The sequence below is a fragment of the Thermoactinomyces sp. CICC 10735 genome, assembly GCF_016055175.1.
In the GTDB taxonomy this organism is placed as follows: Bacteria; Bacillota; Bacilli; order Thermoactinomycetales; family Thermoactinomycetaceae; genus Thermoactinomyces; species Thermoactinomyces vulgaris.
The window spans coordinates 302,899-327,941 of record NZ_JAECVT010000003.1 but is presented as its reverse complement, the minus strand read 5'-3'; the positions used below and the strand labels follow the sequence as shown (position 1 = coordinate 327,941).

24 protein-coding genes and 1 riboswitch are annotated in these 25,043 nt (G+C 47.2%); of the genes, 21 read left to right on the top strand and 3 right to left on the bottom strand.

The window, feature by feature from the left end; translation table 11 throughout:
- The first annotated feature begins 4 nt into the window (after nt 1–4).
- Complete coding sequence (locus tag I8U23_RS07880) at nt 5–1,423, top strand: O-antigen ligase family protein (protein WP_131470893.1); 1,419 nt, start codon at nt 5–7, stop codon at nt 1,421–1,423.
- 19 nt (nt 1,424–1,442) lie between these two features.
- The gene (locus I8U23_RS07875) at nt 1,443–2,549 is read left to right on the top strand and encodes a glycosyltransferase family 4 protein (protein ID WP_198050896.1); all 1,107 of its coding nucleotides are present in this window, start codon (nt 1,443–1,445) and stop codon (nt 2,547–2,549) included.
- Between the two features lie 55 nt (nt 2,550–2,604).
- Here the strand turns inward: I8U23_RS07875 and I8U23_RS07870 are convergent, their stop codons facing one another.
- Complete coding sequence (locus tag I8U23_RS07870) at nt 2,605–3,522, bottom strand: LCP family glycopolymer transferase (protein ID WP_037996698.1); 918 nt, start codon at nt 3,520–3,522, stop codon at nt 2,605–2,607.
- Between the two features lie 244 nt (nt 3,523–3,766).
- On the opposite strand from I8U23_RS07870, the gene I8U23_RS07865 reads away from it, so the two are divergent.
- The 5 genes from I8U23_RS07865 (at nt 3,767) to I8U23_RS07845 (ending at nt 8,617) form a co-directional block, all read left to right on the top strand.
- Nucleotides 3,767–4,705: an SDR family oxidoreductase gene (locus I8U23_RS07865; RefSeq protein ID WP_037996700.1), complete on the top strand. Its 939-nt coding sequence runs from the start codon at nt 3,767–3,769 to the stop codon at nt 4,703–4,705.
- A 200-nt stretch (nt 4,706–4,905) separates the two neighbouring features.
- Nucleotides 4,906–5,538, top strand: coding sequence for a sugar transferase (locus I8U23_RS07860; protein WP_049720694.1), 633 nt, complete (start codon nt 4,906–4,908; stop codon nt 5,536–5,538).
- Between the two features lie 452 nt (nt 5,539–5,990).
- Nucleotides 5,991–6,114, top strand: a riboswitch (SAM riboswitch).
- A 96-nt stretch (nt 6,115–6,210) separates the two neighbouring features.
- The gene (locus I8U23_RS07855; protein ID WP_037996729.1) at nt 6,211–7,164 is read left to right on the top strand and encodes a methionine ABC transporter ATP-binding protein; all 954 of its coding nucleotides are present in this window, start codon (nt 6,211–6,213) and stop codon (nt 7,162–7,164) included.
- On the top strand, nt 7,149–7,808 hold the full coding sequence (locus tag I8U23_RS07850) for a methionine ABC transporter permease (protein ID WP_037996731.1): 660 nt from the start codon (nt 7,149–7,151) through the stop codon (nt 7,806–7,808). The genes I8U23_RS07855 and I8U23_RS07850 overlap by 16 nt, the downstream gene beginning before the upstream one ends.
- Nucleotides 7,809–7,822: 14 nt before the next feature.
- Nucleotides 7,823–8,617 (top strand): MetQ/NlpA family ABC transporter substrate-binding protein, encoded by a 795-nt coding sequence (locus I8U23_RS07845; RefSeq protein ID WP_037996733.1) that lies wholly within the window; start codon nt 7,823–7,825, stop codon nt 8,615–8,617.
- Between the two features lie 25 nt (nt 8,618–8,642).
- Here I8U23_RS07845 and I8U23_RS07840 read toward each other — a convergent pair whose 3' ends face one another.
- Together I8U23_RS07840 and I8U23_RS07835 are read right to left on the bottom strand one after the other, a co-directional pair.
- Nucleotides 8,643–9,278, bottom strand: a complete 636-nt coding sequence (locus I8U23_RS07840) for a YigZ family protein (protein ID WP_037996736.1) — start codon at nt 9,276–9,278, stop codon at nt 8,643–8,645.
- 94 nt (nt 9,279–9,372) lie between these two features.
- On the bottom strand, nt 9,373–10,470 hold the full coding sequence (locus I8U23_RS07835; RefSeq protein ID WP_198050895.1) for an LCP family protein: 1,098 nt from the start codon (nt 10,468–10,470) through the stop codon (nt 9,373–9,375).
- A 616-nt stretch (nt 10,471–11,086) separates the two neighbouring features.
- Between I8U23_RS07835 and I8U23_RS07830 the strand changes: the two genes are divergently transcribed.
- The 14 genes from I8U23_RS07830 (at nt 11,087) to I8U23_RS13730 (ending at nt 24,971) form a co-directional block, all read left to right on the top strand.
- Nucleotides 11,087–13,018 (top strand): S8 family peptidase, encoded by a 1,932-nt coding sequence (locus I8U23_RS07830; protein ID WP_198050894.1) that lies wholly within the window; start codon nt 11,087–11,089, stop codon nt 13,016–13,018.
- A 189-nt stretch (nt 13,019–13,207) separates the two neighbouring features.
- Nucleotides 13,208–14,407 carry a methionine adenosyltransferase gene (gene metK, locus I8U23_RS07825; RefSeq protein ID WP_049720689.1) on the top strand — a complete coding sequence of 400 codons (1,200 nt, stop codon included), beginning with the start codon at nt 13,208–13,210 and terminating at the stop codon, nt 14,405–14,407.
- Nucleotides 14,408–14,651: 244 nt separating this feature from the next.
- Entirely contained in the window at nt 14,652–15,386 is a 735-nt protein-coding gene (locus I8U23_RS07820; protein ID WP_049720688.1) for a response regulator transcription factor, read from the top strand.
- Between the two features lie 71 nt (nt 15,387–15,457).
- The gene (locus I8U23_RS07815) at nt 15,458–15,883 is read left to right on the top strand and encodes a glycosyltransferase family 2 protein (RefSeq protein WP_049720687.1); all 426 of its coding nucleotides are present in this window, start codon (nt 15,458–15,460) and stop codon (nt 15,881–15,883) included.
- Between the two features lie 49 nt (nt 15,884–15,932).
- Entirely contained in the window at nt 15,933–17,570 is a 1,638-nt protein-coding gene (locus tag I8U23_RS07810) for an ATP-dependent helicase ComFA (protein ID WP_049720686.1), read from the top strand.
- 21 nt (nt 17,571–17,591) lie between these two features.
- Nucleotides 17,592–18,311 (top strand): ComFC family protein, encoded by a 720-nt coding sequence (locus I8U23_RS07805; protein ID WP_131470895.1) that lies wholly within the window; start codon nt 17,592–17,594, stop codon nt 18,309–18,311.
- Nucleotides 18,312–18,388: 77 nt separating this feature from the next.
- Nucleotides 18,389–18,664 (top strand): HU family DNA-binding protein, encoded by a 276-nt coding sequence (locus I8U23_RS07800; protein WP_037997689.1) that lies wholly within the window; start codon nt 18,389–18,391, stop codon nt 18,662–18,664.
- A 195-nt stretch (nt 18,665–18,859) separates the two neighbouring features.
- A complete protein-coding gene (locus I8U23_RS07795) occupies nt 18,860–19,618 on the top strand; it encodes a basic amino acid ABC transporter substrate-binding protein (RefSeq protein ID WP_037997692.1) in 759 nt (252 codons plus the stop codon).
- 116 nt (nt 19,619–19,734) lie between these two features.
- Nucleotides 19,735–20,415: an amino acid ABC transporter permease gene (locus I8U23_RS07790; RefSeq protein ID WP_037997694.1), complete on the top strand. Its 681-nt coding sequence runs from the start codon at nt 19,735–19,737 to the stop codon at nt 20,413–20,415.
- Nucleotides 20,416–20,514: 99 nt separating this feature from the next.
- Nucleotides 20,515–21,237 (top strand): amino acid ABC transporter ATP-binding protein, encoded by a 723-nt coding sequence (locus tag I8U23_RS07785; RefSeq protein WP_037997697.1) that lies wholly within the window; start codon nt 20,515–20,517, stop codon nt 21,235–21,237.
- Between the two features lie 104 nt (nt 21,238–21,341).
- Nucleotides 21,342–21,542 (top strand): cold shock domain-containing protein, encoded by a 201-nt coding sequence (locus I8U23_RS07780; protein WP_037997728.1) that lies wholly within the window; start codon nt 21,342–21,344, stop codon nt 21,540–21,542.
- Between the two features lie 196 nt (nt 21,543–21,738).
- The gene (hpf, locus tag I8U23_RS07775; protein WP_037997699.1) at nt 21,739–22,302 is read left to right on the top strand and encodes a ribosome hibernation-promoting factor, HPF/YfiA family; all 564 of its coding nucleotides are present in this window, start codon (nt 21,739–21,741) and stop codon (nt 22,300–22,302) included.
- Between the two features lie 156 nt (nt 22,303–22,458).
- Nucleotides 22,459–23,526 carry a non-hydrolyzing UDP-N-acetylglucosamine 2-epimerase gene (gene wecB / locus I8U23_RS07770; RefSeq protein ID WP_037997700.1) on the top strand — a complete coding sequence of 356 codons (1,068 nt, stop codon included), beginning with the start codon at nt 22,459–22,461 and terminating at the stop codon, nt 23,524–23,526.
- Between the two features lie 227 nt (nt 23,527–23,753).
- A complete protein-coding gene (locus I8U23_RS13730) occupies nt 23,754–24,971 on the top strand; it encodes a glycosyltransferase family 4 protein (RefSeq protein ID WP_037997702.1) in 1,218 nt (405 codons plus the stop codon).
- The last annotated feature ends 72 nt before the right edge of the window (nt 24,972–25,043 follow it).

Genomic DNA, 25,043 nt, shown 5'->3' with positions numbered 1-25,043 from the left:
GTTGGTGAGTGAACTGTTGTTTTCAAAGCAGAAGCGTTTGGATATATTGTTTTATTTGATGATTGTTTTTGCGCTGATCGGCCCCTCCTTGGGTGTACCGATATCCGATGGGTTTAATCTGACGTTTTTCCGCATCGCATTTCTGTTGGTGGCGGCGGGAATCGCGCTGAGATTTGCAGCGGAAAAGAAATTGGAAACTTCCTACATGTATCCGGTTCGGTGGTATGGAGCCTTCTTTTTGTTTTGGTTTGCATACGGAGTGATTGCGTTATCCTGGTCAGCCAGTCTTTCTGCCGGGGTGCGGTATCTCTTTTTATTGGGAATGATGTTGCCTCTTGCTTATTCGTTCCCGTTTTTCCTGAAATCAACCGATTATTTTTGGAAAACCCTGCGGATTTTATTTTGGGTTTTTGCAGCCATTATTTTGTTTGCGGTTTTTGAGTCCATCACTTTGATTCATTTGCCGCAATCACGTGCATTTGGTCGGTTATCGGCTTCGGTGACATCGGTGTTTCGCAACCAGAATGATTTGGCAACCTGCATCACACTCGGCCTTCCTTTCCTGGCCAGTTCCTTTTATATGCTGGATCTGAAACGTAAACACAAATGGTTTATCTATATTATCGGTATCCTGTCCATTTATACACTGATTGCGACCGGTTCGCGCAGCAACACCTTCTTTGCCCTGCCGCTTGCCGCTTTGCCATTGGTGGTGCTGTTGCCGCAGGTGATGGACCGGAGCAAAATCACGTTGAAAAATGTATTTAAAGCCATTATTGCCGTTTTGGTGGCTTTCATACTGGCCAATGGTTTGAGCATGGTTTTCTTGAGCGCTGAAGCCAGGGAACAAGCCAAAACCAAACTGTCCAGCACTTTTGGCTTCTTGATGGATGTTCAAAACAGTCCGTGGACGGTGGAAGAAGGGGGAGAAGACCCCATTGATGCGGAAACCGGCCGGAGTGCCACGGTCCGGAAGTTTTTGATCCTCAACGGACTCCGCTTCCTCCATCAAAGCCATTACATGGGAGTCGGTCCAGGAAACGTTGAAGTGTACATGGACGGCGCCCCCAAAGTGGATAAAGTCAATATGCACAATTGGTGGGGCGAAGTGTTGGTCAACTTTGGCGTGATTATCTTTATCCTGTATATGTCCCTTTACTTCCTTATGTTGTGGCGCTTGTGGAAATTGGCCAGCTTGAAACACTCGCCGGAATTGAACCCGGTTTTGCGTTGGGGCGCTTACGCCACCATAGCCGCATTGACCGGTTACTTCTTCGGGGGCATGGCACCAAGCACGGCCATTCACTATACGCCGATGTGGATTTGTTACGGAATCGGCTTGGCCATCATTGCCATCGGGGAAACTTTGAAAAAGAAACACTCCGGATCGGAGCGGGAAAAAGGGTCTCTGGAGGGAGTGTGAGGAGAAAGGAGTTGCTTGTGTGTCCGCTAAAGTAATGATCTTCAGTTCGGTTCATCCTTATGATGATTCGCGGATTTTCCACAAACAAGCAAAATCACTGGCGAAAAACGGATACCGGGTGGAGCTCCACGCCATCGCCGATTTTAAAGAAAAAGTGATCGATGGCGTAAAAATCCGGGGGGTAAAGCGCGTCAACAAAAAGTGGAAACGGCTTTGGACCGGATATGAGCTTTACCGGCGCGCTTTAAAATGCGGAGCGGATTTGTATCATTTTCATGATCCGGAGTTGTTGCCGTGGGGAGTGTTATTGGCTTGGCGGACCGGGTGCCCGGTGATTTATGATTCGCATGAGGATTTGCCCAAACAGATCCAAACCAAACCGTGGATTCCCGAAAAGCTCCGTGCCCCGCTGGCAAAAATCGTCCATAAAGTGGAAAAGGGATTGGCCCGCCGGCTGTCCGCGGTCATTACAGCGACGGAATCGATTCAAAGACAGTTCCATCAAGCCAAAAGAGTCGAAGTGATTAAAAACTATCCGTTGTCGATCCCGGAGATCGAAAAAGAAGAGGATGGCGTCAACCGGATTTTGTATGTCGGGGGCGTGTCGTATCTGCGCGGTTACCGGGAAATGATACAGATGATGGATTATTTGCCGGACTCCTTGCAAGCCGAACTTCACATCATTGGTCCCCTCCAGCATATCAAACCGGAAGACCGGGACAAGTCCGCACTGGAACAGAAGAGGGTTTATTTGCATGGCCGGATTCCGTTTGATGATGTGCAGAAGTGGTTGGGAAAAGGAAAAGTGGGATTGGTTTGCCTGCATCCGGTCGAGAATTACCGGGAATCCCTTCCCATCAAGATGTTTGAATACATGGCCGCCGGATTGCCCATGGTGGCGACGGATTTTCCGATGTGGAGGGAAATTGTGGAATCCAGCCATTCCGGGCTGGTGGCCGATGCTTTGAATCCCAAGGATATTGCGCAAAAAGTGGAACGGATCTTAAGCGATGACGAACTGCGCGGCCAAATGAGCACCGATGCGAGAAAAGCCCATGAAACCCGTTATAATTGGAAGGTTGAGGAAAGAAAAGTTTTTTCTTTATATCAGGAACTGCTTCAATGAAAAGGGATCCTGTGTCCATGATCAGGGCGATTCCCCTGTCCATGGCAGGATCCTTTTAATAAAGGGTGTCAGGAGGTCGGGAATAGTTCAGTTGTTCCGCCAGGATCCCCCGGATGCGTTCGATTTCTTCGGGTGACACCCGGAAATAATAAATGCCGTCAATGGTTGCATCTTCCCCTTTGAACCGGACCGTTTTGATATTTTCCCGTGAAAGATTGGCATAGCGGTTTTGCAGTTGCAAAAGCTGAAAGGGGGAAATGTCGGTTTTGACATTGGAGCCGAGTTTTTCCATGACCGTATCCAGTTTGGTGAATGTGGTCCAATCCGTTCCCTTGCGGACGATGGCCCGGATCACTTCTTGTTGCCGTTGAATCCGTCCGAAATCCCCCAGCGGGTCCTCTTTTCTCATTCGTGCAAAGGCAAGGGTTTCTTCTCCGTTTAAATGCATGGTCCCCTTTTTGAAAGTGTGTCCTCCATAGGAAAAGGTGAAAGGCACTTCGACATCAATTCCATCCAGCTCATCCACGATTTCTTTCAAGCCTTGCATGTTGATTTGAACGTAACCATCGATGGGCAAATCCAAAAAATGCTCCACGGTCTTGCGGGTCAAATCCACTCCGCCGTAGGCATAGCTGTGGTTGATTTTGTCGCGGAAGTTTTTACCGGGGATTTCAACCCGGGTGTCCCGTGGAATATTGGTTAAGACAATGTCTTTTTCTTGCGGATTTAAAGCCGCAATCATAATGGTATCGGCACGTCCCTGATCTCCGTCCCGTTCATCCACGCCAAGCATCAAAATGGCGACAGGATCCTCATGCCATTTGATCGCTTCTTGACGTTTGTCCGATTTTTCCTGTTCAGGCGGGACATAGGACCGGTGAGCGGCGGACCAGATCAGGTACACATAATATCCAAATCCAAGCAGAACCGTTATAAACAAAAGCAGAAAAAAACGCAGGATCCATTTTTTCATTACGGAAAATCCCTCACAGGTGTTTGGTTTTATGTACTATATTATTCTTCTTTTCCATGGGAAAATACCTTCCAAAATATTGGGTGGGGAAGTGGGGACCAAGGGGCTATTTTCGAAAAATATGGACAAAAAGTTTAAAACTTGTCTTTTGCTTCTGCCCGGCTGAATTGATAAGATAGACGGGAATACGTTGAAAATGGCCGACTCAATTGACAAAGTCCACTCGAGAGAGGAGTCTGTAACAATGAAGGTAATCGTGACAGGCGGAGCCGGTTTTATTGGTTCCCACATTGTCGATCTGTTGATTGCAAGAGGAGACCGGGTGGTGATCATCGATAATCTTTCTTCAGGCAAGAAAGAGCACATCCATCCGGAAGCGAAATGGATTGAAATGGATTTGACCAATCCGGAATTAAGTGATGTGTTCATGCGGGAAAAACCGGAAGCCGTCATCCATCAAGCGGCGCAAATCCGTGTGGATGTTTCCGTTGAAGATCCGGTTTTGGACGCAAACACCAACATTATTGGGACGATCAATCTGTTGGAAGCCTGCCGCAAAAGCGGGGTGAAGAAAGTGGTTTACGCTTCATCCGCCGCCGTCTACGGAGATCCGAAATATCTGCCGGTTGATGAAGAACATCCGGTGTCACCGCTTTCCGGATACGGAATTTCCAAACATACCGTGGAACATTATTTGGAAGTGTACGCCCATTTATACGGGTTGAAATACACCGTTTTGCGCTACGCCAATGTTTACGGGCTCAGGCAGGATCCCCGCGGGGAAGGGGGAGTCATTTCCATCTTGGTGGATAAGTACTTGAAAAAAGAGCCTTTCACCATTTTTGGCGACGGCGAACAAACGAGGGATTATATTTATGTGGAAGATGTGGCCAAAGCCAACGTCGCGGCACTCTCAAGAGGAGACGGGGAGATCCTGAATGTCGGAACCGGGGTGCAAACTTCGCTGAACCAATTGCTTTCCTTGTTTGATGAAATCGCTTCTTTTGAAAACGAAAAGGTTCACGGCCCGGACCGTCCGGGGGACATTAAACACAGTTATTTCAAGAATGACAAAGTTTGCCGCATATTGGACTGGAAACCGAAATACACTCTTATGGAAGGTTTACGCAAAACCTACGAATATTACCAAAACGAATATCGCAAAATGGACAAAGAAATGTAGAAAATAAGCATATGCTGTGATCGGTCAAGGATTTGACACGGTTTTCAAAAAAGAACCTATTGTCATTCCGTGGGTTCTGCAGTATACTGTTTTACAGTAATCGGTTTGAAATATTACTGTAATGTTACTGTTATTTTTGTAAACTTAGCGAAGAAACGGAAGGGATTCTGATTATTATACACAGCAGGGGTGGATAGCTGATGCGTTCCAAGTTAGCCTACGAGAGCAACAACACGGGTGCATTTTCCGGACAGACCATTTATCCGATTTTCAAGCGGGCTTTTGAGATTGTTTTTTCCGTTGCATTGCTGCTGTTTACATTGCCTGTGCTTGTACTGACCATGATCGCGATTAAACTGGAGTCTCCGGGGCCTGTTTTTTATAAACAGGAACGCGTGGGGTTGAACGGGAAACGGTTTGAGATTATCAAACTCAGATCCATGCGCACCGATGCTGAGAAAAATGGTCCGCAATGGGCGGCAAAAAATGACCCGCGTGTCACTCGAGTAGGTAAATTTATCCGTAAGACACGGATTGACGAGCTTCCACAGTTAATCAATATCCTACGTGGTGACATGAGTCTGATCGGTCCCCGTCCGGAGAGACCTGTCTTCACCGAGAAATTTGACAAGGAGATTCCTGGTTTTAAAAAGCGCTTGTTGGTGAAACCAGGTTTGACTGGGTGGGCTCAGGTAAACGGAGGATATGAGATGACACCTGCTGAAAAGTTTGAGTTGGATATGTTCTATATTCAAAACCAATCCTTTAAAATGGATATGCAGATTTTGTTTCGGACGGTTTGGGTGGTTGTTTCCGGAAATGGAGCCCGCTAAAGAGATGCTGCCAAAAAGGGTGGCATCTTTTTTATTTATCGGAAGGATGATGGATTTCATTTGGTGCGCTCATTCAGAAAATCATTTTTAAAAACAGGTACATGAGAAGCCACAGTGGCACACTCAAACAAGAAGCGTTCATGACTCCGATCCAGAAGGACTTGCCGACAACCGTGTGCTCCATATGCGCACCTCCAAAGGATGAATGTATTTTTATTATACGCCATCTTCATTTTGGATAGATCGAAGTAGCGGCTTTGTTAATGAAATGTAATCTGGGAGTAACAGTTGATAAGATGCTGAAAACAGGCATATTTTTCCATAAATCGAATGAAGTTATACATGACCTTAAAAAATCGTTTGCATTAGAACGCTAATTGTTGACTGGCATGATTTTATGTGATAATTTTAGAAAAGATCTTGAACAAAATTGTATACGGGAATGAAGTATTCTCTTATCCAGAGAGAGGGAGGGAACAGGCCTGATGATCTCTCGGCAACCCCCTGTTGGGTTTGAAGAACCCATGGGAAGGTGCCAATTCCTGCAGAGCTGTACACTGCTCTGACAGATGAGAGAAGGAGATTGAGCAAAGTGATCCTTTCTGCATCTGAACGAGCAGGAAGGTTTTTTTATGCTTAAAAAATGTTTGCAGATCGAAGGCGGTGAAGGAAATGATTCAGTTGAAAAATGTTGTCAAAACATTTCCGGCTGCAGGTAAAAACAAAGAAATTACGGCATTAAAAGAAATTTCCCTGGAAATCGAAAAAGGGGATATATTTGGAATTGTCGGTTACAGCGGGGCCGGGAAAAGCACGTTGCTCCGGTTGTTAAACGGATTGGAGACGCCGACAAGGGGAACGGTGCTGGTGGATGGAAAAGAAATTTCGCGGCTTAGTGAACGGGAATTGCGCTTTGCCCGGCAAAAGATTGGTATGATTTTTCAACATTTCCATCTGTTGTGGTCCCGGACGGTTGCGGAAAATGTGGCGTTTCCGCTGGAGATTGCCGGGGTTCCCAAAAAACAGATCAAGGAGAAGGTAAGCCGTTTGCTGGAACTGGTCGGGTTATCCGAGCGCGCCGATGCTTATCCGGCACAGCTCAGTGGAGGACAGAAACAACGTGTCGGAATTGCCAGAGCCTTGGCCAATGATCCGGACGTGCTTTTGTGCGATGAGGCCACCTCGGCGTTGGATCCGGAGACCACGGCTTCGATTTTGCGGCTGTTAAAACAGATCCATCAAAAACTGGGGCTGACCCTTGTCTTGATTACGCACGAGATGAGTGTGGTACGTGCCATCTGCAACAAAATGGCGATCATGGAAAACGGCCGGATCATTGAAACGGGTCCGGTTGCCGAAATTTTTCAAAATCCGAAGCATCCTTTGACGAAGAAATTTGTTCAGGATGCAGAACCCGGCCAGGATGGCATTTGGGTGCCGTGGTCCGGCCTTTCCAAACTGAATGAACTGGCCCGCCAATATAACGTGCATTTTCAACTGGTCGGCGGAGAAGTGAAAGGAAGCAACGATGAAGATGCAGTCCAAGTCAAAATCGGCGGAAATGAAGAAGCAGTGGAAAAAGTGCGGAAGGTGTTGGGAGGGGAACTTGAATGTGGGAGTCGGTAGATCTTGATCTGTTGCAAGAAGCAACCCTGGAAACTCTTCATATGGTGGGAATTTCCACCCTGATGACGGCGGTGCTGGGGATTCCGCTGGGGGTGCTTCTGGTGGTGACGGACCGCGGCTATTTCTGGGAAAATCTCGTTTTTCAACGTATCTTGGCCTTTGTGGTCAATATTTTCCGGGCCGTTCCTTTCATTATTTTGGTTTTGTTTTTGTTTCCGGTGGCCAAGCTCTTGGTGGGAACCACATTGGGGCCGACGGCAGCCACCATTCCGCTCATTGCAGGAGCCGCTCCTTTTTATGCGCGCATGGTGGAAACCGCCATCCGTGACATTGACAGAGGAGTGATTGAAGCCGCACAAGCAATGGGGGCCAGCCGGCTGACCATCATATGCAAAGTGCTGATTCCGGAGGCATTTCCTTCGATTGTCTCCGGACTGACCGTCACTTGTGTTTCGTTGATCAGTTTTTCCGCAATGGCCGGAATTGTCGGGGCCGGCGGTCTCGGGGACACGGCTTATCGTTTTGGTTTTCAGGCATTTAATGATGCGATGCTGTACAGTTGTGGAATTTTGTTGGTCGTATTGGTGCAATTGGTTCAAGCAGTGGGGGACTGGATTGCCCGTGCCCTGGATAAAAGATCTTAAGGAGGTCAAATGGGATGAAAAAGTTTTGGGTTTTGCTTGTCAGTGTGCTGGTTGCGGTATTGGGAGCCGCTTGCGGCAACCAAAGCAAGGAAAATACGCTTGTGGTCGGAGCCACGCAGGTTCCGCATGCGGAAATTTTGGAGCATGTCAAACCGCAATTGGAAAAACAAGGGGTAAACTTGGAAATCAGAGTGTTTACGGATTATGTTTTGCCCAATAAAGCATTGGAAGAAGGAGAAATTGACGCAAACTATTTCCAACACATTGTCTGGCTTCAAACCACCAATCAGGAAAAAGGATATCATTTGAGGGATGTGGCCCGGGTCCATCTGGAGCCGATGGGGGCTTATTCCAAAAAAATAAACTCGGTTGATCAATTAAAAAGCGGTGCCAAAGTCGCCATTCCCAATGGAACGAGTGAAATTACACGCGTTTTGCAGTTGTTGGAGAAAAACGGGTTGATCAAGTTGAATGGACATCAAAGGGAGATCACCCTGAAAAATATTGTGGAGAACCCGAAAAATTTGCAGTTTGAGCTGCTTGAGGCTTCTGCACTTCCACGGATGATCAATGAAGTGGATCTGGCTGTGATCAATACCAACTATGCGCTTCAAGCCGATTTGGATCCGCTCAAGGATGCACTGTTTATGGAAGAGAAAGACCAAAATCCTTATGTGAATGTTTTGGCGGTCAAACAAGGGAATGAAAATAACCAGGCGGTGAAAAAACTGGCGGAAGCCCTCACTTCACCGGAAGTGAAAAAGTTTATCGAGGAAAAATACAAAGGCGTAGTGGTTCCGGCGTTCTGAGGTGTAAAGAAATCCCCCTTTCCGGTCAGGAGGAAAGGGGGATTTCTTTATATTCTTTTTCTCCGCGTGTCACTTTCACTTGCCCGTGGGTCCAGTTGGTGACTTGTTGGATGAAGTCCTCTTCTTCCCCAACCGGGATCCACACCGGCCAAGACACCACCTCCTGATAGAGGGGTGTTTCCAAAAAGTAATCGGTTTGGCGGAATTCATGTTCCATTTTTCCCATAAAATGATAATCAAACGTAAAGGTGATTTTTTGGTGTAATTGGCAGCGGATGATCCCGGCTGCTTCAATTGCCGCGGAAGCCCCCTGGCTGTAAGCGCGTACGAGCCCGCCCGCTCCCAATTTAATTCCCCCGAAATAACGGGTTACAACAATGGCGGTTTTGACCAGCTTTTTGGCATGGATCACTTCCAGTATCGGACGTCCGGCGGTCCCGGCCGGTTCCCCGTCATCGGAGGATTTTTGAATGGTGTCGGACACCAGGTATGCATAACAGTTGTGTGTGGCATCCCAATGTTGTTTGCTGATTTTCTGGACGAATTGTTGCGCTTCTTCCTCCGTAGAAACCCGTTTGGCCCTGCAAATAAAGCGCGATTTCTGAATGACGATTTCCGTTTCCCCTTGAGGTCCGACGGTTAAATACTGTTTCTCAGACATCGTTTCACCTTCTTCCCTACTATCTTAATGAAAACGGCGGGGAAATACCAGCGGTTTGCCGGGGAATTCGATGGTAAAACGGAAAAGTGACGGCTTAATAGCTGCCGTCACTTTCTGTATCACCGTCATATGAATTGGTGTTTTCGGTATCCGACATGTCATCATCCGTTCCGGAGCCGGAGTCACCGTCTGTCTCCCCATTTTCAAGCGGAGGCAATTCCAATTGTTCTTGCAGGGCTTGTCGAATTTTTTTGCGGTCTTTTTCAGGCCAGATCAACACCGCACCTGCCCCTTTGATATTTTCGGGGTAGGTTTCAATATGCAGGGTTTCAATATTGCTCTTCGGTATTTTGGTGTAGATGTTCACCAATGCCGGGAAGTTGTCCAATTCAAGACTGTGTTCGAAGTTCTCGCCCACTGCATTCATCAGGTCGGAGAATTTGCCGACTCCTTTGAAACTGGCGATTTTGTCAATCAATTTGGCAACCACTTCTTGTTGCCGTTCGTTGCGGCCCAAATCCCCGCGGGGATCCTGCTTGCGCATCCTTACATAGGCCAGGGCTTCAGATCCGTTCAGTTTGGCCGGTCCCGGCTCAAAGTAAACCGTCTTGCCGCCGATGGCTTTTTGGTGGAACGCAAACGGTACATCCACTTCCACTCCGCCCAAGGCATCGACAATGTCTTCAAATCCTTGGAAGTTGATTCGTGCGTAATGATCGATGGGGACATGCAACAGATTTTCCAAAGTTTTACGGATATTTTCAACTTGCCCGACATCTTTCTTATATCCCCAATAAGCGGCGGCATTTAATTTTGTTTTTAAACCATCCGTGTTGGCGATCTCTGTATAGGTATCCCGGGGGATACTCAGGACTTTGGCCGTGTGTTTTTTTGGGTTGACGGCAACCAGAATCATGGTGTCCGCCCGCCAAACCGGATCCGAACGTTTCCGTTGGTCGGTTCCGAGAAGTAAAATGGTGAAGGGGTTGGATTCCATTTCCACTTGTTTATCCCGTAAATCGGATTTTCCGATATCGTTTTTCGTATTGGCAAAGACTCCCCATATTTCGGATCCTAAATAAAGACCGACACCTAAAAGAAGGATGAAGGCCAAAGAGATGGAACGGATGATCCATTTTTTCCGCTGGTTTTTTTTAACCCGATTTAATCGGCTTTGTTCTACTCTTCTCATCGAAATCCCCACTCGCGCTAAATGTTTTCATTCAATGGTAACATCGTGGTTTGGATTGGATCAAGTAAAGACCGGTTGGCAATGATCAAATTCACTGAAAATTAATATTTAGGAAAGAAAACATCAAATAGTGATTAAACAGATAATATTGACGCTTTGTTGAAATCTTTTTGAACCGGGAAGAAAGGCTCCCGTACAAACCATGGATCAAAATGGAAACAGAATTGAATGGAATCCTTTAAAGAGATTTACATATGTAGACGTAATCCGGCCAGGATGGTTGCGTAAAAATTTGTCGATTTTGAGAAAACGATGAAACGATGGGAACGGCGAAACGGACCTTTTCATCAGAATGGAGGAGTTTAGAAAAATCCGGAATAGCTTTCTTCAAAAATTGGAAAGCTGTGGAGTGTCAAGGAGTCCCCTTCTGTTTCCGCTTTCCCGACGTGTCTGAGACACTGTAATTCTTTCAAAAGAGCGGTGCAAAAGGTAGAGAAGCTTCAATAAAGAAAAAGAAAGATTCTATCTACAATTATTTATTTTATATAATAAATTCGTATGAATCTACAATCCAGCTTTATGTTTTTTGAAAATAATCGTACTTTTGGTGATTGACATGATAAATCGAAAGAGGGCCGTGGGGCTGTTTTTCCTGTTTTTTGTGTTTATTTTGTTGCTTTCAGCTGTAACCTTACCGATGATGTCCACCCCCGGATCGCTGATTGCAAGCCGCAAGTGGGTGGTGAAGTGGCGTCAGCCGGCCCCTTCTTCTTTCTGGATGGAAGCAGAGCTTTTGGAAGAAGGGGGAGAAGGTTTATATTTGGTGCAGACCAAACCGGGAACGGATGAAGAACGGTGGGTTGAAACGTGGAAAGAAGATCCGGGAATCGAATTCATCGGTCCCGATATCCGGTATGAACTGGGGAAAGAAAAAAACCGGAGACGTCCCCGGGTGGCGTTTGGCAAAAATTATTATTTGCAACAAATCCGTATCCCGAAGGCTTGGGATTATTTCCGAAAAAAGGCGGATCCCGACAAAATAAAGCCGGTGACGGTGGCGGTGGTGGATACCGGAGTCGATTTGTCCCATCCGGTACTCAAACCTTTTCTGACCGAAGGGGTGAACGTGAAAAATCCCGATCTTCCCCCGCAGGATCATTTCGGGCACGGAACCAAAGTGGCCGGGGTTATTGCTTCCACTTGGGGGGCCAGAGAGGGGAAGCCGGTTGGAAAGGGCAGGATCATGCCGGTCAAAGTGATGGAAAACGACGGGGATGGTGAAATTTTCTACACTGTGGAAGGAATCCGCGAAGCCATCCAAAGAGGTGCTGACATCATTGTATTGTCACAAGGGAGTTGGACTTATTCCAAGTTGATGGAGGACGCAGTGGAGGAAGCCGAAAGCCGGGGCGTGCTGGTGGTTGCGGCGGCGGGGAATGCGGAATTCGATGAAAAAGGGGAGCTTTTGTTCAGTCAACCTTTGTATTATCCGGCGGCATTCCCTTCGGTTTTGTCCGTGGGTGCCACGGATTTTCAAGGGAAACATGAGCCCTTTTCCAATACCGGTTTGGGTTTGGATATCGTGGCGCCCGGTGACATGATATATACCACGTCCAATGGACAGGATTATGCTTTTGATTCGGGAACATCCTTTTCCACACCGCAAGTTGCCGGAGTGGCGGCTTTGGTCTGGCAGCTTCGTCCCGATTACACGCCCGGGGACATCCGCATGTTGCTCCGGCAAACGGCTTCTTCTTCGCCGCATTGGAATGAAAAAACCGGGTTTGGGATGTTGGATGCGGATCGTGCGCTTCGGTCCCCGCTTGACCCCGATATTGGCGAACCAAATGACAGTGAACAAACAGCAACGCCTTTTTTTCTTTCCCAAGAAATCCGTCTGGTTCTGCAAAAAGGGGATCCGGATTGGTATGTCTTGGATTTAAACAAGGCCGGCCGGCTGCAAATTGATGTAGAAGTGCTCGATGGCCCGGGGGAGGATGTTATTTTGTCAATTATCCAGTCAACGACCGGTCAAACCCGTTCCCGTTCCCTTTTGGCCCAATCAGGCAAACAACGGATCATCACGCCGGTCTCCCAAGGGAAGATCTTGTTGAAATGGTCGGTGTCCCAAGCATCCAAACAAGAGGTTGCCTTGCGGTTTCATGCCGCTTATTTGCCGGAAGAGGATGAGTATGAAGCGAATGATTTGTTGTCCCAAGCCGCTTTGCTGCCTCTTTCGGAAACCAAAAACACATTTTCTGCAACCATTTCCCGTCCCGGCGATGCCGACTGGTACCAATTGTTGATTCCGAAAGAAGGAAGGCTGGTGGTGCAAGTTCAACCCCTGACCCCGCGTTTTGATCCGGTGATCTTTAAAATCCGGCAGGATGATTGGGATAAGATGCGACAAGATGAAGAGAGGGAAGGAAGAACCGAAACTTTGTCACTGGATGTGAAACCGGGGCCGTTTTATTTTCGCGTGACGGACTATGCAGGAAATTTGATTGAGGATCCGTATCATTTAATCGTTTCTTTTGAACCAAAGTGACAAGCGTATGCGTCAAAATGTGGAAGAAAAGAATACGGTTGTAATTCACGAATGATTAGGTTATTCTAATGTTAAATAAAAATAGGGGTTTTATGTATCTGGGTATCGAGGATTACGAAACAATAAAGCCTTTCCTCGAAGGAAGGGCTTTTTCTGTTTGCAGTTTCAGGGTAGATAGGGGGAGAATGAATGTCAGCAACAAAACGCAGCCTTTTCACCTCTGAATCCGTCACGGTAGGTCACCCGGACAAAATTTGCGATCAGATTTCCGATGCCATTTTGGATGCCATTTTGGAAAAAGATCCTAATGCGCGGGTTGCTTGCGAAACTTCAGTGACAACCGGTTTGGTGTTGGTCAGTGGTGAGATTACAACTTCTTGCTATGTCGATATTCCCAAAATTGTTCGCCAAACGATCAAAGATATCGGCTATACCCGGGCAAAATACGGTTTCGATTCCGAAACATGCGCTGTGCTCACCTCCATTGACGAGCAGTCGCCCGATATTGCCATGGGTGTCGATGTCGCCCTTGAAAAACGGGAAGGTTCCATGACCGAGGAAGAAATTGAAGCCATTGGGGCCGGCGACCAAGGGATCATGTTCGGGTTTGCCTGCAATGAAACGGAAGAATTGATGCCGCTGCCCATTTCGCTGGCACACAAACTGGCGAGTCGCTTGCATGAAGTCCGGGTGGATGGCACGCTTCCATACCTTCGTCCGGATGGAAAAACGCAAGTGACGATTGAGTATGAGGATGATAAACCGGTCTGGATCGATACCATTGTTGTATCCACACAACATGCGGATCATGTTTCATTGGAACAGATTAAGAAAGATCTGATGGAACATGTGATTCTTCCGGTTGTTCCGGGTGAAATGTTTGATGAGCGAACCAAAACCTTCATCAATCCGACCGGTCGTTTTGTCATCGGGGGTCCGCAAGGGGACGCCGGCCTGACGGGACGGAAGATTATCGTGGATACTTACGGCGGATATGCCCGGCACGGCGGCGGGGCATTTTCCGGTAAAGACCCGACAAAAGTGGACCGTTCCGGAGCTTATGCAGCACGTTACGTGGCGAAAAACATCGTTGCCGCCGGACTCGCCGACAAATGTGAAGTACAGCTGGCTTATGCCATCGGGGTGGCCCGTCCGGTTTCCATTCGTGTGGACACCTTCGGCACGGGAAAAGTGGATGAAGAAACGCTGGTGAAACTGGTGGAAAAACATTTCGACCTGCGCCCGGCCGGCATTATCCGGCAGCTTGATTTGCGTCGCCCGATTTACCGGCAGACAGCTGCATACGGCCATTTCGGGCGGAACGATGTCGACTTGCCTTGGGAGCGCACCGACCTGGCGGATGTGTTGAAGAAAGAAGCCGGATTATGATAAAGAATGGAAAAGAGTTTGTGACCGTCAGGCGCAAACTCTTTTCTTTATGGATTTTAAAAAACCGGCCGCTTTGGCTGTTTGGTTCCGGCATACAAGGAAACGTTCGGCCGGTGATGAAAAAGATGTGCGTTCTCTTTTGAAGTGAAGGATTGTCTTTAAATGATGGACATCTTATTTCATCTTGATTTTATTCATGGTAAAATTTAAATAGAGGCAATATTGCGAGAAAGAGGCGATTTCCTTGGAGAAACAGCGGGCTGAAGTAGAAGAAAATACGGAAATTTCACAACATCCTTCTCCGATCCGGATCATGATTGCCGATCAGGACACCCGATTTCGTGACCGGCTTAAAGAGGCCTTAAAGCGGGAAAGCGATATGCTGCTCGTTGGCGAAACATCCGAAGGGAACGAGGTTCCTTTGGCCTGTGGAACATTGAACCCGCATGTTGTCGTCATGAATTTATATTTGCCGCGGGTGGACGGAGTGGAGGTCACCTACCGGCTTTGGAAAATGAGCCCGCAGACAAAAATTATGATTTTATCCGATCACGCCGATCCCTATGTGTTGGAAACGATTCGTTCCGGAGCGTCCGGTTTCCTGTTGAAAGATACCGAAATCCGGACGATGGTCGATGCGATCCGTGTCATTGCCCACGGAGGCGTCTATATCCATCCCGTCATGATGGGAAGTCTGGTCAATGAATTTCGCAGATTGAGCCGTATGGAAGGGGCGATTTATTATCATTACATGACCGTCCCCAAGGTCTCTTGGAGAGAAGTTTTGACCGAAAGGGAAATGGAAGTTTTAAGACTATTGGCACAGGGAAAAAATAACCGGACGATCAGTGAGCATCTGTACATCAGCGAAAAGACGGTAAAAAACCATGTGAGTAATATTTTGTATAAATTGAATGTACAGGATCGGACGCAAGCGGTGTTGATGGCGATGAGATACGGATGGGTTCAATTGATATGACGAATATCCCGGCAATGGTCACAGTCCCTGCCTTTTTGCCATACGATGCTTTTTGAGGAGGGGCGTTTTGTATGGGAGAGTGGATTTTGTGGAGCGTTTTTTTGTACATTGCCCTCTATTTCCTGGTAAAGGGTCTTTCCCGCTATTTGGGCAACTATTACCATAACAAAGCCGTTCATCTGGTGATCATTACAAAAAACAGCCAACACGAAGTCGAGTGGATGATCCGTTCTTATTATGCATGGAACGGTTCACAGGGAAAGCCGGGGCAAATCACTTGCCTGGATGCCGGTTCCAAGGATGACACCCTGTTCATTTTAAACCGGTTGAAACAACGTTTTCCCACATTGGAAGTGATTCGGCTTCATACCGGTTTCGATGAAGATGAAGCGGTTTATCGCTGGCTTCAATCCCAAGAGAAAAACAGCGGAAAACTGATTGTGATGGACTTGAGAGAGGTGGATTCGTCGGATAAATCTGAAAAAGGATCCGCTTGATTTGATCAGGCCTTGATCCGGCCTGATTCATTTTTGGGAAGTGATGGAGTTGGAAATTTATTTTTATCGTCTGGAAGGGGAAAAACAGGGGCGGTTCAGCCTGGCAGTGGAAGTGGATTTCTGGTATTGGAAGAAGCGGGGGAAGACATTGGCGGAGGTGCATTGGACCCGTTCGATCCGGGAAGCCTGGTCCTTGGCCCGGGGAAGGAAAGAAAAATCACCGGAACCCGTTACCATGCCTGTTGGCCATGAACTTCCGGCATGGATGGATCAAGCGGACCGGCTCTTTCCGGTTCTTGCCGGGAGAGCGTTGTTGTGGCAGGAAGTCCAAAACCTGGTGGAGAAACATATGTCGGGCATGGATTTGAAAACGATAAAAAGAGCCTTGCAAATCCTGATCCTAGAACAAAAATGTCAATTGAAACCGGGCGTGATCAAGCTGGGTTCGGTACGCAGATGGCGTTGTGAACGATGCCGTCATCAGGGGGAGGAAATCAAAGCGACGGTTTGTTCGTCATGCGGCGGCGAGTGTGCGGTTTGTGAACATTGCCTTTTGATGGGGCGCAGCCGTGCTTGCACCCCTTTTTTCTTGTTTGAACCGGAGGCAAATCAACCGGCAAAACCCGCATGCAAGGATCCGGCGTTTTCTTTGACCTTGAACCAGCAACGGGCTTCTTCCCGGATCGAAACCCTTCTTGAGAATCAGGAAAAAAAGGTATTGGTCTGGGCTGTCACCGGAGCCGGAAAGACCGAAATCATGTTTCCGGTGATTCAAAAATGGCTGGATCGCGGGAAAAGGATATTATGGGCGACGCCGCGCAAAGATGTCGTGTTGGAGTTGTACCCCCGGATGCGGGAATTTTTCCCGGCAACGGTTGCTTTGTACGGGGGATCCCCGCACCGGTGGCTTTCTTCCCCGCTTGTGCTGGCCACTTGCCATCAAATGTGGCGGTATCATCATGCGTTTGATTTGATGATCATTGATGAGGTGGATGCTTTTCCACTTGATGGCGATCCTGCGTTGGAAAGCGGATTGCACCGGGCGATGGCCCCGGATGGGCAACAAGTCTTGTTAACCGCAACACCGCCGGTTTATTGGCAGGACTCCGTCAAAAGAGGTCGTCTGGCCGCTGTGATGTTGCCGGCCCGGTATCATGGATGTCCACTTCCGCTTCCAAAGCTGTTTCTGGAGAGCCGGTTATGGACGAAAATCAGCAAAGGGAAACCGGTTGCCGTCTTGACCCGTTTTTTGCAACAACTGGATGAATGCCGGGGACAAGCTCTCATTTTTGTGCCCAGGGTTCGGGATGTCCGCTTGGTGCTTTTATGGTTAAAGAAAAATGCCCCTTCCTGTTTTGCCAGAGCCGGGGGCGTTCATGCCCGCGATCCTTTTCGTGAGCAAAAGATCCGGGAATTCCGCGAAGGAAAGTGGATCGTTTTGGTGACCACCACCATTTTGGAACGGGGCGTGACCGTTCCGCGTTGCCATGTGCTCGTCATGGGAGGAGATCATCCGGTTTTTGACGAAGCAACCCTCGTGCAAATCGCCGGCCGCGTCGGGAGAAATGCCGGGTACCAAAAGGGAGTGGTTTGGTTTTTGTCAGAGGAAAAAACCATGGCACAGAAACAAGCATTGAAAAAAATAAAGTGGCTGAATCATTTTGCTGAAAAAGAAGGATTTTGCTGAAAAAGGAGCGTATAATCAGAGGTGAAGTGGTGGTCATCTTTGTTTCCGGCTTTTCGTACTTGCTGGTTTTGCTCGTCTCCTGTGCAAAGGGCACTCCCCGTATCTGTATCGGATCATATCTGCCCGGTTTGTCTGGAGCAAGCGGAAGTGCTTCAAAAGCCGTATTGTTCCATTTGCATGAGCCCCGGGGTATTCAACAGAAAGATTTGCGAAGATTGTCTGCGAATACCCCCCGGTGAACGGGTCGTAAATCGCAGCGCTGTTTCCTATTCCCCTTTGGTCCGGGAATGGATGTGGACATTCAAATATGGCGGCAAGGAAAGCTTGGCGGTGCCGATGGGAAAGTGGATGGCGGAAGTGATCCGGGAACACTACGGGAGAAAAGCCGTTTCGGTGATCACTTATGTTCCGATGCATGGCGAAAGGCAAAAACAGCGAGGCTTTAATCAAGCGGAACGATTGGCTTTGACCATCGGGAAAAAATTGTGGATCCCGGTACATCCTTTATTGAAACGAGTAAAGGAAACCACTCCGCAAAGCAGGCGTACTCGCCGTGAGCGGCTTCATTCCATAAATGGCGTTTTTCAGTTGGCGGATCAAAGGCAAGCGCAAAAGGGCCGGAAACGGTCGGTATTGATCGTGGATGATGTTTACACCACCGGCGCCACGGTCAGAGAGTGTGCAAAAGTTTTGCGGAATGCGGGATTTCAAGAAGTTTTCTCTGTTACATTTGCCAGATAAAGTATTAGAATAGAAAAAAGTGGTCAACTCTTGTAGATAGCAATGTAAATCAAGTAATCATGAAGGAGCGTTGAAAAATGAACAAAACGGAATTAGTGGAAAAAGTAGCTGAAAAAACGGGCAAAACGAAGAAAGAGGCAGGAATGATCGTCGACAGCGTTTTGCAAACCATTTCGGAAGCATTGAAAAACGGAGATAAAGTCACACTGATCGGATTTGGAAACTTTGAAGTCCGTGAATATGCGGCACGCAAAGGAAGAAACCCGCAAACCGGAGAAGAAATGTTTATCGAAGCAAGAAAAGCCCCGGCTTTTAAACCCGGAAAACAATTGAAAGAACTGATCAATCAGTAATTCGTCCCTACGGAATCACCTGAGGCGCTGAGCCCCGGGTGATTTTTTTTATTTCCGCCTTCCTGAATTTGCATTCATGCCAGGATTGAATAAATATAGATAAATATGTATAATTAAATCGAATCTTTTCAAAGGAAATGATTAAATTTTATACGTTTTTAGCGGATAAAGGGTTTGGGAAGGGGTGTGGGAAAAATGCGCTTTTGCATGATTATACTTTCTTTGGTTTCTTCTTTGTTTCTATTGGCCGGTTGCGGCAGTCCGGCTGAAAAAGAAAATGACATCAAAGTGGGAACCAATGCTGAATTTCCTCCGTTTGAAAAGTTGGAAGGGAACGGGAAGATCACCGGTTTTGATGCTGAAATTTTGTCGGCTGTGGCCGAAGCGGAAAACCTTTCACTGGACTTTCAACATGTCGGCTGGGATGTCATGTTAAACGGTGTGGCAAGAGGCCGGTTGGATGCAGGGATCTCTGCAATCACCATCACAAAGGAGCGCCAAAAGATTTATGATTTTACGGAACCTTACTTTGAAGCGAAACAAGTGATTTTGGTTCCGTCGGCTTCCCAGGTCAAAACATTGAAAGACTTAGAAGGGAAAAAGATCGGGGTGCAATCGTCCACAACCGGGGAACAAGTGGTGCAAAAAGCATTTGGAAACACTTATCCGGGATTGAAACGGTATGACGTGATTTCTTCAGCGGTGGAAGATTTGAAGCTCGGCCGCATTGATGCGGTGGTGGTGGATGAAGCGGTGAATGCGGAATATCTCAAAAAGCTGGGAAAAAGTCAATTCAAAACGGTTCAAGATCCGTCGATGCCGTCGGAATCTTACGGGATGATTGTGAAAAAAGGAAACCGGGAATTGTTGAACCAGTTGAATGCCGGGCTGAAAAAGATTAAACAAAACGGAACTTATGACAAAATTTATGCCAAATATTTTGGGGATAAGTGAAATAAATCTGTGGATAACTTGTGGGTAAGTTGTGAAAAGAGCCTGTTTTTAATTTTGTGGATAATGTGGATAACTATGTGAATAACTGTGGACAGGGAGAAGGAGATTGTGGATAAATGATGGATTGGGATTGGTCGGTTGTCATAGAATATAAAGATTTATTTATCCAGGGGTTGATCACGACCATCGAATTAACCACGGTGGCGGTGGCCATTGGATTGGTGATCGGGGTATTGCTGGGGATGATGTTGATTTCCACGAAGAAATGGCTCAAGATTCCTGCCAGGGTTTATGTCCATCTGTTTCGCGGAACCCCGCTTTTTTTGCAGATTTTGTTTTTCCATTTTGCCGTTTTGCCCACGTTGGCGGAAATGTTTTTCATGGATCCGCCCGAAGCCGTCATTTCCGGATTCGTTGCTTTTTCCATGAATGCCGGAGCTTATATTGCGGAGATTTTTCGCGGCGGCATTCAGTCTGTGGATAAAGGGCAGTTGGAGGCGGCCCGTTCGCTGGGCATGACTTATCCACAAGCGATGCGGTTTGTGGTGTTGCCTCAGGCGTTTAAAAATATGTTGCCGCCGCTCGGAAATGAAATGATCACCCTTTTAAAAGACACCTCCTTGGTGACCGTGATTGCCGTCAATGATATTACGTATGCGGCATTCGTGACGGCCAAAAACACATTTGTCCGTTGGACCCCTTACATCACGGCCGGATTGGTGTACCTCGTGTTGACAACGCTTTTGACGCAATGGGTTTCTTATTTGGAAAAACGGTTTCGGACAAGCAAACGTTAGTCCGTGGCACAAAAAAATTTATGATCGGTTCGTTTGCGCCGTTTCAAAGGCATGCATGTGATGCCTGACGGACTTCAACGGATAAGGGATGATGACAGGATGATCCGGACAGAAAAACTGGATAAATTTTATGGTCAGTATCATGTATTAAAAGAGATTGATTTGGAGATAAATGAAAAAGAACTTGTTTGTGTCATTGGTCCGAGCGGATCAGGCAAAAGCACGTTGTTGCGCTGTTTGAACCGGCTTGAAACCATTACTTCAGGCAAGTTGATTGTAAACGGACAAGATTTGACGCATCCCGGTACCGATGTGAACCGGGTGAGGGCTGAAGTGGGGATGGTGTTTCAGCATTTTGAGCTGTTTCCTCACCTGAGTGTGTTGGAAAACATCACTTTGGCTCCGATTCGTGTCCGGAAGATGAAAAAAGAAGAAATCGAGCCGAAAGCTTATGCGTTATTGGACAAAGTCGGATTAAAGGAAAAAGCGGGGAGTTACCCCGGTGAACTGTCAGGAGGGCAAAAACAACGGGTTGCCATTGCCCGGGCATTGGCCATGGAGCCCAAAGTCATGTTGTTTGATGAACCCACTTCCGCCTTGGATCCGGAAATGGTGAAAGAAGTTTTGGAAGTGATGAAAGGCTTGGCCCGTGAAGGGATGACGATGGTCGTCGTCACCCATGAGATGGGATTTGCCCGTGAAGTCAGCGACCGCATCGTCTTTATGGACGAAGGAAGAGTCTTGGAGACGGGCAGTCCGGAAGAGATCTTTTTTCATCCCCGGCACGAAAGATTAAAAAATTTTCTCAGCAAGGTTTTATGATTCAAAAAGGGTCTTCTTGACAGTATTTTTAGACAAATGATATAGTTAAATGGCGTAAGATGTATGTCTTGTGCAATCTGATTGAAGAAGGGAATGTATTTTTCATGCAAGGCAAAGTCAAGTGGTTCAACGCGGAGAAAGGTTACGGCTTCATCGAGCGTGAAGGCGGGGACGATGTGTTTGTCCATTATTCCGCGATTGAAATGGAAGGATTTAAAACATTGGAAGAAGGTCAATTGGTTGAATTTGAAATCGTGGAGGGTTCGCGTGGACCACAGGCTGCGAACGTTGTTAAATTAGGTTAACGTTTTATAAAATCGAAAATAAAGCTCCCTCGAGGTTTCCTCCGGGGAGCTTTTGTGTTTTCTGTGGCATGCGGCCGGATCTTTTCGAAAATTAAAAACATCCAATATTTACCTTATATTAATTGTAACAAATACTGGAGGAATTTTTTAAAAATCAGGGAATAGATAAAGTACAAAGCGGAAGGAGGATTTCCCCATGAAATGTATCGTTCGCGGTCACAACTTACAAGTTACAGACGCTTTGAGAGACTTTATCGAACGTAAGTTGAGCAAGTTGGAAAGGTACTTTGATCATTCCGCTGAAATCGAGGCACAAGTTTCCCTGAATGTTTTAAAAGATATGCACAAAGTCGAAGTGACGATCCCGTTTCCGGGACTTTTGGTCCGGGCCGAAGAACTGAGTGAAGATATGTATGCCTCTGTGGATCTGGTAATGGAAAAACTGGAAAGACAGATCCGGAAATACAAAACCAAAATCAACCGGCGTTCCCGCCGCGAGTCAGGCTTTCGTAACATGTTAAAAGAAAACGCTTTAGAAAAGGGAACCACCATGACCGCATTGACCGATGAAGAAGAAGGAGACGATGAAATCGTCCGGGTGAAAAGGTTTCAGTTGAAACCGATGGACACCGAAGAAGCGATTTTGCAAATGGAGCTGTTGGGACACAATTTCTTCGTCTATACCAATGCAGTCACGGATGAAATAAATGTGATCTATCGCCGAAAAGATGGAAAGGTCGGCTTGATTGAACCCGAATAAAAATCCAAACTGCGAAATCATCCCCCCTTGCTTGGGGGGATTGTTGCTTTTATGATGTTTTTATAAAAGAAGATTGAACTTGGACCATGCTGTGATATGATAACTTCATATTCCATGGGATCTCCCAAATTTCAGAGCACGCAGGGGGTTTATCCAATGAAAGTCTTGACAGTGGTTGGAGCAAGACCGCAATTTATCAAAGCAGCACCGGTTTCCCGTGTGATTCGTCGTCATGCCGAAGAAATTCTTGTACATACCGGTCAGCATTATGATCAGTCCATGTCGGATGTATTTTTTGATGAATTACATATTCCCGTGCCCGAATACCATTTGCATGTCGGTTCCAAATCGCATGGCCGGCAGACTGGTGAAATGCTGGGCAAAATCGAGGAAGTCCTTTTGTCTGAAAAGCCGGATTGCGTTTTGGTTTACGGAGACACCAATTCCACCCTGGCCGGGGCGCTGGCGGCTGCCAAGCTTCATATTCCGGTTGCTCATGTGGAAGCAGGGCTGAGAAGTTTTAACAAACGGATGCCGGAAGAGGTTAACCGGGTATTGACCGACCATGTTTCCAAATGGTTGTTTTGTCCCACGAAAACGGCGGTCAACCATTTGAAAACGGAAGGGATCACCGAAGGTGTCCATTTGATCGGCGATGTGATGTTGGATGCCGTGCTTTACAACCGCCGTCTGGCGGAGGAAAAAGCCGGTGCGCTCGAAAAACTCGGATTGGAACCCGGAAGCTATATTTTGATCACTTTGCACCGGGCGGAAAACACGGATGATCCCAAAAGGTTGCATGAAATTGTAAAAGCGATCAATGAATTGCCGGTGCCGGCGGTTCTCCCGCTTCACCCGAGAACGCGCGGAAAACTGAAAGAGTATGGTTTTGCCATTCAAAACGACCGCGTCCAATGCATTGAACCTGTCGGCTATCTGGATATGTTGCAGCTGGAAGTCAATGCGAAGAAAATTTTAACCGATTCGGGAGGCGTCCAAAAAGAAGCCATGTTTGCAAGGGTTCCCTGCATTACCATGCGCGATGAGACGGAATGGACCGAGACCGTTGAACTGGGAGCCAATCGATTGGTTGGTGCGGACTCCCGCAAGATTTTGGAAGCCGTTGAACAATTCGAAGTGGACTTTGACCAGGTGGAACCGGTTTTCGGAGACGGACATGCGGCGGAGAAAATTTTGGAACAGTTGGGCAAAGATATAGGATAAAGAAGGGATGAAGCCAGTTCTGAAAAAGGAACTGGCTCTTTTTATCAACGGTTTTAATCTTGACTATTTTGCGAAAAGGAATCGAAAGGATACCCAACACAGAATGATTATGTTACATTGACGATAGTTTATTTCAGACTTTGTAATACAATGACGTTTATATTACAAAAGGAATTGATTTCCTTTTTTCATAAATTAAAAAAGTGAGAAACAAGGAAGTGAAGATCGTGCGGATATGGTTAGCGAATCATTATGCAGTTCCACCGAATATTGCAGGCATAACCCGCCACTATGAGCTGGCAAGAGAGTGGGCGGATGGCGAAGGGGCGGAAGTGACTCTGTTTTTGTCCAAGTTTGTGCACCCCCGCCGGACATTTATCACGGAGGAAGAAAAACGAAACATTGAACCGGTGAAAGGGCTGAACCTGGAGTGGCTGTGGTCCTTCCCGCATAAAACCAACGATTTCAAGCGGATTCTCAATATGGGAAGTTTTGCTGCCATTTTTTTTCTGGCCGGCTTGTTCAAAAAGAAGCCAGATGTGTTGATTGCATCTTCTCCCCATTTGTTCACGGCGTTTGCCGGATGGATGCTTTCAAAAGTAAAGCGTTGTCCGTTTGTTTTGGAAGTGCGTGATTTGTGGCCGGATTCGCTGATAAAAATGGGCGGTTTGAACAATAAATGGGTGGTCCGGATCTTGACTTGGATGGAATCGTTTTTGTATGAAAAAGCCGACCAGATTATCGTGTTGACGGAACATCAGCGCAAATTTATCGCAGACAAAGGGTTTGATCCCGATAAAATCCGGTTGATTCCCAATGGCATTGTGGTCGGCTCCTGGGAACCCGACCCGTCCAAACGGACTGAATTCCGCAGACGGATGGGTGTGAAGGAAGATGAGTTTGTTGCCATTTATACCGGGGCACACGGTCCGGCCAATGCACTGCAACATGTGGTGGAAGCAGGCCGCTATTTAAAACCGGGGGTTTCCATCGTTTTGATCGGAGACGGGCCGGAGAAGGAAAAATTGCTTCGATTAAAAGAAGAAGAAGGCTTGGATAACGTTCATTTGTTGGACCCGGTGCCCAAATCGGAGATCTTTGACTATACCCAGGCGGCTGACTGCGGAATCATTTCTTTGGCTGACAACGAGGTTTTCCGTGGCGCCCGGCCCAACAAATTGTTTGACTACACATTCATCGGCCTGCCGATCGTCACTACCGTTGACGGGGAAGTCCGGGAGATTGTGGAAAAGAATCAAGTCGGTTTCTTTGCGGGAGCGGAAAACCCGGAAGGGTTGGCTGAGGCCATTGAAAAAGTGCGTTCCCTGACTCCTGAAGAGAGGGAAGCCATCCGGAAGCGGGGACGCGAATATATTGACCGGGAAGGGGACCGCAAGAAACTGGCCCGTCGTTTCTACGGATTCTTAAAAGAGCTGGTGAAGTAAAGCGCATACGCCGGATGTTTTTTTACTCTCCCCGGCGGTGAAAGCCAAATGAAAAAGGGGAAAAAATTTGTT